Here is a 7252-nt window from a genome sequence, read left to right as displayed (position 1 = left end):
GATCCAGCAAATCAATGATCACCCAAATCAATGATCCACCAATTTCAAGAACCCCCAGTCCGTGTCAAACAGTTCGACCAGGCGCAACACGAAGGCGTCATGGTCTCGATGGCCCTGCCAGTCGTCGATGCGGCAAGCCAATTGGTCGCAGCTGCGCAGGTGGTCTGCCGCATGGCGATAGCGCCTGGCGTTGCCAGTCCATAGGGCAAAGAAGACCATCGGCCGCAGCAGCAGCGTCGCCGCCAGGGGGAATTTGGCGCTGAGGCGATCGGCTGCGGCCGTGTGGATTTCAAAGGCATCCCCATCCCACTCCTGCCCATGGGCGAGCACATGGCTTGCGGCTCTGGCCAAAGCAGGCCACTCCACCAGAAAGTGCAGGCCCAGCAAGGTGACTGGATGGCCCTCTGCCTGCTGCAGGGCGCGCTCCTCCGCTTCTGCATCTTCAAAGGCAGCGAGACGCTTTAGGTAGTCGCGCAGGTGGGGAATGGAAAGGCTTTTGCTGAACCACTGCCAGCGCAGCTGCTGGGCCTCGCTAGTGCGATTGAGGGCATCGAGCACGGCAATGCGGCAGTCAAGCCAATCGATCTGGGGCCAGCCATCCGTGTCTTCTGTGGCTCCATCGAGGATCTCCAGGGCCTGCTCGGCCCGCCCAGAGGCCAGTAGGTGCCTGGCCACGCTGGCGGCAGTTTCGCGCCAGCGCAGGTCTTCCGCACTGAACTGGCCCAGATAACCATCCACATCCCCCCGGGCAACAGCGATCTGCAGCAAGTAGGTGCTGCCATCGGCGGCGCCCTGCTGGCGGATGTAGCTGCCCAGCAACTTCAATCCCCAATCCCCAAGGGCGTCCTTAAGGGCTGGCACCAGCCCATCAAACTGGCCATAGCTGTTCTCCGCCAGCAGTTCGGCGGCCTGCTCGGCCAGGGTTTCAGGCCCCAGCTGGGCGGCCTGGCAAATCGGGCCCCAGCCCTGGGCGGCGCGGCCAAAGAGGGCCAACAAGGCGCCGCTGCTGTCAAAACAGCGGCCCAGCACCCCCTCTGACAATTCGAGCAAGCGCAGCAAGAGCTCGCAGGCCTGGCTGGGATCAGCGGCTGCAATTGGGCCGGAGATGGCCTGCAGCTGGGCTTCGAGATCGCTGATCAACGCCTTGCGCTTGGCCGCATCCAGAAAAGTGCTGGAGCGGTCGATCGCTGCCAGCCGTTTGCGCACTTCCTGGGCGGCGCTACCCACCCCTTCCGCCGCGGCCAGGGCGAGGCGCAACCGTCGCTGGATCACGGCGTTGCCAGCGCTCACTTCGATCAGGAGCTCCGCCAACACCTCTGAGCCTAGGGCTGCGAGGTTTTGGGGGTTGAGGGTGCGCTTACTGGCCATCACCTGGCTCCCCAAGTATGGGTTTTCTAGGAGGCCAGGGCTAGATGCGGCAGCCCAGCTGAATTCCTCCTTGATCGAGGAGGCGCCCCAGCCTCTGGGCGGCTGCTTGCTCCGCCCTGGGGAAGCGGCCCTGCTCAGCCAGCACCCAGTCAATTTCGTTCTGGGTAATTACTCCAGAACTGAGAACCTCGAGGAAAAGCTCGCCTGGCGCCATGACGCGTGTAACGAAGTTGTTACATTCTGCACCCTTGGCGCCCCGGCTGCGAGTCGTCATCCGTGGCACGCCGCCCGAGAGTCGTTGGAGCGACAGCCCAGACCCGGTTGCGGCCCTGGCTTCACGTTTCTTAATCCAGCCTGCCAAAATTTCATAAAGGTCCTTCCCCCATGACAACAACCCTTCTGCTTGAGCTGTTCGGAGGCTTCGCAGGCGCATGCTTCGCGCTCTGGCTGGCAACCCAGAGCCTGCCCTCCCCAAATTTCTCCTTACTTGACCCTTTGCAGCGGCTTAAGCCCGTCCTGCTGGCCTACCTGCAGAGGCCCGGGATGGTTGCTTCGGCTGGGCTGCTGCTGTTGCGCCTGAGCATCGGCGTGATGATGATTCACCACGGCCAGGAGAAGTTGGCCGATCCCCAGCAGTTCGCAGATACCTACGTTGCATCCCTGCACCTGCCCTTCCCCCTCTTCTTTGCCTACGTCGCTGGCTTTTCCGAACTGATCGGCAGCTGGCTGGTGATCTTCGGACTGTTCACACCACTGGGCGCCCTAGCTCTGACCGGCACAATGGCCACGGCTGCCTATCAACACATCCTCACCGCCGGCCTCAACATTTACGTTCTCGAGTTAGTTGTGCTCTATCTCGGCGGCAGCCTGGCGCTATTGCTCAATGGTCCTGGCCGTTTCTCCTTTGACGCCGGCATGGCTGGGGAGATGTTTTCCGAACTCGAACCCGGCACTCCAGCCCAAGAAACAGGCAACCAAGCAGGAAATGAAACCAGTTGGGTTGGAGCCGCAGGCAGCTTGCCGGCTCCTGTACAAATCAACGTCTAGGCACCCAAATAGCTGTAAGTCCCTGCAGCGTTCCGCTGGCCAACCCATGAACCGCTCCTCGCTCAAGCGTCGCAAGCTGCTTCAGCTGCTGGGGATCGGGGCAGGCGGAAGCGCCGCCGCCATGGTCTCCCCCCTGCTTGGGGCCCATGCCAGCGGCAGTGCAGGGAAGGCTGCCCTGCCTTTTGTGCCAGTACGGGCTCCCCTGCCTTTGCCAAGCGATGGTCTCAGCGAAGTCGAGCAGAGGCAGGTATATCGGGAACTCAGCGTCGAGGACAAGCTGCTGGTGCCCGAGGGCTACCGGGCTGACCTGATCGCCATTTGGGGGGATCGTCTCGCCGCGGGGCGCTTCGGCTTCAATAACGATTACTTGGCCTTGCTGCCGCTGACCAGCACCAGGGCCCTGCTGAGCGTCAACTTCGAATACATCAGCCCGCTCAGCTGGGCGGCTGGCTACGGCGAAGCGGTGGGCACGCCCCTGCCCCTAGAGCCCCTGCAGCAGGCCCTGGCCAGCCGCGGGGGCAGCATCGATGCTGCCAACTTGGCGGCGGATGATCCGCTGCTCCCGCTGATCGAGGCCGTGGCCCGAGCCGCCATGGCCGATCTGGGCATCGGCGTAATCGAGCTCGAGCGGGGTAGCGAAGGCTGGCGGCAGCACCGCGGCAGCCGCTTTGAGCGCCGCATTGATGGCCTCAGCGGGCTCAGCCAGCCAGGTGAGGCCCTGCGCTGCAGCGGCCCGGCGGCGGCAGTATTTAGCCACAGCCAGCCACTCGGCTTCCGCGATGGCCTGGGCGAGCGAATCCTCGGCACCTTCGCCAACTGCGGCGGCGGCACCACCCCCTGGGGCACGGTGCTGAGCGCCGAGGAAAACTTCCAATCCCAGGTGCCCGAAGCAGTATTTGCCGATGGATCGGCGAGCGCTCCAGCAGCGCGACCGTTCCGCTGGGATGGCTCCCGCCTCGATGGGCTCGGTAATCCCTTCGGCCTGGCCGGCAACAAATACGGCTGGATGGTGGAATTCGATCCCCGTCAGCCCCATAGGGCCGCGGTCAAGCACAGCCTGCTGGGACGCTTTCGCCACGAAGCCGTCGCCGTTGTGGCGCGGCAGGGGGAGCCACTGGTGGTGTATTCCGGCTGCGATCGCCACGGCGGCCACCTTTACCGATTCGTGAGCGCGGGTTTGGTGCGCGACCCAAGCGATCCTGCCAATTCAAAGCTTTTTGAAACTGGGCGGCTGGAGGCTGCCCGCCTTGAAGCCGATGGCAGCGGCCGCTGGATCGCGCTGGAGGCCGCCACTCCGGTGCAGCCCCAACCCCCCAGTGACTTCGAGCGCTTTGGCTGGCAGCAACCAACCGTGCTGCCCCACAGCGACCGCCAGCGCAGCGGCAGTGAAGCGCTCGCCAGCGACGCCGAGCTGCAGGCCTATTGCAAGCGCTACCAGAAGCTGGCCGATCTCTACCCCAGCCGCGGCCAGGACGCAGCCGCGCGGCTACGCCAGCAGGGAGCGATTTTGATCGATGCCCACCTGGCTGCCAACGCGGCGGGCGCCAGCGGCTGCCCCCGGCCCGAAGACACCGATATCGATCCGATCAATGGTGACCTGCTGATCGCCTTCACGGCGGCGGGCCGCGATGACGGCGGCAGCAGCGATCCGGCGATCTTCACCGGTCCCAAGGGCCAGCCCCTCTGGCCCCATGGCTGGGTGATGCGACTCAGCGATAACGACACCGGCCGGGGAGCCCGTTTCCGCTGGCGCATGGTGGCCCTGGGGGGCGTGCCTTGGGAGGGGGGTCTGGGCTTCAGCAACCCAGACAACCTGGCCTTTGACCCGGCCGGCAACCTGTGGATGGTGACCGATCGCCCCGGCGCCGCCAGCCTCGATGTGTTCGGCAACAACAGCTGCTGGCTGCTGCCCCGCGCCGGCCCTGGGGCCGGCCAGGCCCTCTGCTTTGCGATCGGGCCGATGGAGTGTGAGCTGTGCGGGCCCTGCTTCGATGCCGGGGGCCACACGTTGTTTCTGGCGGTGCAGCACCCCGGCGAGGGCCAGGGAGTGCGCCAGGGCAAGGCGCTGGAAGCCCAGGCCCACAGCCTGGTGGACCGCAGCGGGCAGCGCTTCGAGCAGCTGCGCTGGGTGCCGATCGGCTCCAACTGGCCCTCGGGCGTGCCGGCCAGGCCACCGAGGCCGGGGGTTGTCGCCATCCGACGTCTCGACGGCAAACCCCTGCTTAGCTGAAGAGTGGGGAAGTTTCCTGGATTCAGCGGTTGATTCGCTGCATCTGCCAGGTCACCAGGGTGCCCACCGGACTCCAGAGCAGATAGGGAATCAACAACCCCACCGCGGCAACCGAATGGGGCCAGATCACCACGGCCAGTGCCACCCCCCAAACCCAGCCCATAAGGCCAACGGCGGTGCCATTGGCCAAGCTGCGGGTGGAGCAGATCAACAGGGTGTAGCTCTGAACCAACAGCAGCAGGCCCAGGTAACCCCCCATCAGGCCCCAGCTCCAGCTGGCGTTCCAGCACAACAGCGCCGAAGCATAAAAACATGCATAGATGCTGATCCAGATCAGTGGGATCAAGCCCTCAAAAGTGAGCCAGGCTGGGCGCCTTAGCCGCAGAAACCAATCGAACTGCTGCCTGCTGGGGTTGATTGCCAGACCCACCCCGACCATCACCACAAGGATCAACAGAGCGGCAACCATCAATTTTGTGGCAGGTCACCCCAGCCTGGCGGGGCGAGGGTTGGCTGTTCGGTTACTGACACCATTTTCATAGGCAGGCCTGAAGCTGCCTGAAATAACCATGAACTAGGTCAACAGCCACCACATCTCCATACTTGGCGTCGATGTCAAAGACACTTGCCTGATGGGGATTGGCGGCGCGATCTCCTATTGTCTCGAGTGGAACAATAGGGCGAAAGCCATATGATATGGCGTCAACAACTGTTGCCCGGATACAACCACTGGTGGTACAGCCGGCAATCACCAGGGTATCGACTGCCAAGCCAGAGAGGGTCGAATTTAAATCAGTGCCGAAAAATGCGGAAGCAAATCTTTTGTAAATGATCAGGTCTCCAGGGTCGGCCTCCAGGCGTGGATCCAGCTTGACAAGCTCACTTTCCAAAACAAAACTACGCAAGGCCGGTATTTTCTTAAGCCACAAATTGCCATCAACTTGGCTGACGGGTTCGTAGGCTATAACTGTAAAGATTACGGGTATCTTGCTAGCCCTAGCAGAAGAGACAAGCTCGCCAATGGCCCCTATTTGATCATTAAAATCACCGGCCAGGCTGGACTTTGCTGGATCGGTAAAGCCGACCTGCATATCCACAATCAATAGGGCCGGGCAGTCACCAAAGCCCAATTTATGGCCCAGACCAGCACGCCTGTAGAGGGCGTCAGTAGCTTCTTGATTCATTTTTTGACACTTTTTTTGCCAGGATTTTTACCTGTTTAACATCCGATGCCAAGCCAGCTCAAATCAATCAGCGCTTGGCAGCGTCACACAGAAGCAGCTCCCAGCCCCAGAGTTGGATTGCACTGGATTGGATTGCGCTGGGTTGGATTGCACACTGATCCCACCGCCGTGGCGACGAGCAATCGCCTGGGCGATCGCCAATCCCAGGCCCGTCCCCCCCTGACTGCGGGAGCGGGCAGGATCCAGGCGGTTAAAACGATCAAAAATGTGTTGCCTCTGGGCCGCTGGAATACCTGGGCCGCTGTCATGGATGGAGAGCTTGATCTCCCGGCCCCGTTGCTCCAGGTTTACTTCGATTCGGCCGCCTACCGGACTGTGCTGAATCGCGTTGCTAACCAGGTTGATCAGCAGTCGGCCCAATTCCGCCTCGTTGCCCAGCACCCTGGCAGGGGTAATCCAGCGGTTCTGCTCCAGGCTTACCTGGGCTGCGGCAGCCGCCTCGCCGCACTCCTCCAGCACGTCGGCGCTGATGTCGGCCAGGTTGCACACCTGCTTCTGGCTCTGGGAAAAGGGTCGCTCCAGGTTGGCCAGCAAGAGCAGGTCAGCGATCAGCTGCTGGAGGCGCCGGCCCTGGCCCAGGACCCGATCCAGGCTCGTCGCTGTTCGGCTCGCGGGGAGCTCGGCGATGGTGCTGCGTTCGGCCTCCACTAGGGCCAGCAGGTTGGCGAGGGGAGTGCGCAACTCATGGGCCACATCGGCACTGAATTGCTCCTGCCGCCGATAGGCCTCTACGAGCGGAGCCATGGCCAACCCCGCCAGCCACCAGCTGGCCAGGGCCATCACCAGCATCGCCAGGGAGAAAACAGCGTGACCAAGCCACCACAACCGATCCGCCTCGGCATCGAGCTCGGCCAGGCTGCGGGAGACCTGCAGATAGCCCCAAATCGCTTCACCCGGAGCTTGGGCGTGGTGAAGATGGATCGTGTAGGTGCCCCAGCGCCCGGCGGCCCGGTCGCCGGCCAGAACCCAGCCCGTCTGCCCCGGCGCCGTTTCCAGGGGCAGGGTGCCGGGGGAGCGGGCAATCACGCCACCGTGGTGATCCAGCACCCGCAGCTTGAATCGATCTGGATCGGAGGCGCTGATGCCATGGCGATGGATCAGATCCGCCGGCGGACGGCAGGGCTCCCGCACCGGACAGAGGCCGGGCAGCACCGCAGCGATGTTGAGTGAGGCTGGTCCGTATTCAGGCAGGGAGGGCCTGAGGCTGTCATGCAGGGTGCCGGCTATGGCCTCCAACTCCCGTTGGATTGCCCCCTGCTGGGTCTGCTGCAGCAGCCGCCCCATGGCCCAGCCGGCCCCATAGAGCAAGCTGCCCATCACCAGTAGTGACAGGCCGGCCAAGCGCAGGCGCGCGCGCCAGAGC

7 protein-coding genes are annotated in these 7252 nt (G+C 63.3%); 2 read left to right on the top strand and 5 right to left on the bottom strand.

The window, feature by feature from the left end; translation table 11 throughout:
* Nucleotides 1-27 precede the first annotated feature (27 nt).
* Together KBZ15_RS14950 and KBZ15_RS14945 are read right to left on the bottom strand one after the other, a co-directional pair.
* Nucleotides 28-1368 (bottom strand): DUF6880 family protein, encoded by a 1341-nt coding sequence (locus KBZ15_RS14950; RefSeq protein ID WP_255015995.1) that lies wholly within the window; start codon nucleotides 1366-1368, stop codon nucleotides 28-30.
* A 40-nt stretch (nucleotides 1369-1408) separates the two neighbouring features.
* Nucleotides 1409-1582 carry a hypothetical protein gene (locus tag KBZ15_RS14945; RefSeq protein ID WP_255015994.1) on the bottom strand — a complete coding sequence of 58 codons (174 nt, stop codon included), beginning with the start codon at nucleotides 1580-1582 and terminating at the stop codon, nucleotides 1409-1411.
* A 170-nt stretch (nucleotides 1583-1752) separates the two neighbouring features.
* Between KBZ15_RS14945 and KBZ15_RS14940 the strand changes: the two genes are divergently transcribed.
* Together KBZ15_RS14940 and KBZ15_RS14935 are read left to right on the top strand one after the other, a co-directional pair.
* Complete coding sequence (locus KBZ15_RS14940) at nucleotides 1753-2415, top strand: DoxX family protein (protein ID WP_255015993.1); 663 nt, start codon at nucleotides 1753-1755, stop codon at nucleotides 2413-2415.
* A gap of 46 nt (nucleotides 2416-2461) precedes the next feature.
* Entirely contained in the window at nucleotides 2462-4645 is a 2184-nt protein-coding gene (locus tag KBZ15_RS14935) for a PhoX family phosphatase (RefSeq protein ID WP_255015992.1), read from the top strand.
* Nucleotides 4646-4667: 22 nt separating this feature from the next.
* On the opposite strand, the gene KBZ15_RS14930 is transcribed toward KBZ15_RS14935, so the two are convergent.
* The 3 genes from KBZ15_RS14930 to KBZ15_RS14920 form a co-directional block, all read right to left on the bottom strand.
* Entirely contained in the window at nucleotides 4668-5114 is a 447-nt protein-coding gene (locus KBZ15_RS14930) for a TspO/MBR family protein (RefSeq protein ID WP_255015991.1), read from the bottom strand.
* 67 nt (nucleotides 5115-5181) lie between these two features.
* On the bottom strand, nucleotides 5182-5829 hold the full coding sequence (locus KBZ15_RS14925) for an isochorismatase family protein (protein ID WP_255015990.1): 648 nt from the start codon (nucleotides 5827-5829) through the stop codon (nucleotides 5182-5184).
* A 63-nt stretch (nucleotides 5830-5892) separates the two neighbouring features.
* Nucleotides 5893-7252 (bottom strand): cell wall metabolism sensor histidine kinase WalK (locus tag KBZ15_RS14920; RefSeq protein ID WP_255015989.1); only part of this gene is annotated, 1360 nt, incomplete at its 5' end.

Source organism: Cyanobium sp. BA20m-p-22, assembly GCF_024346275.1.
GTDB lineage: Bacteria > Cyanobacteriota > Cyanobacteriia > PCC-6307 > Cyanobiaceae > Cyanobium_A.
This window is presented reverse-complemented; position numbering and strand designations above follow the sequence as displayed.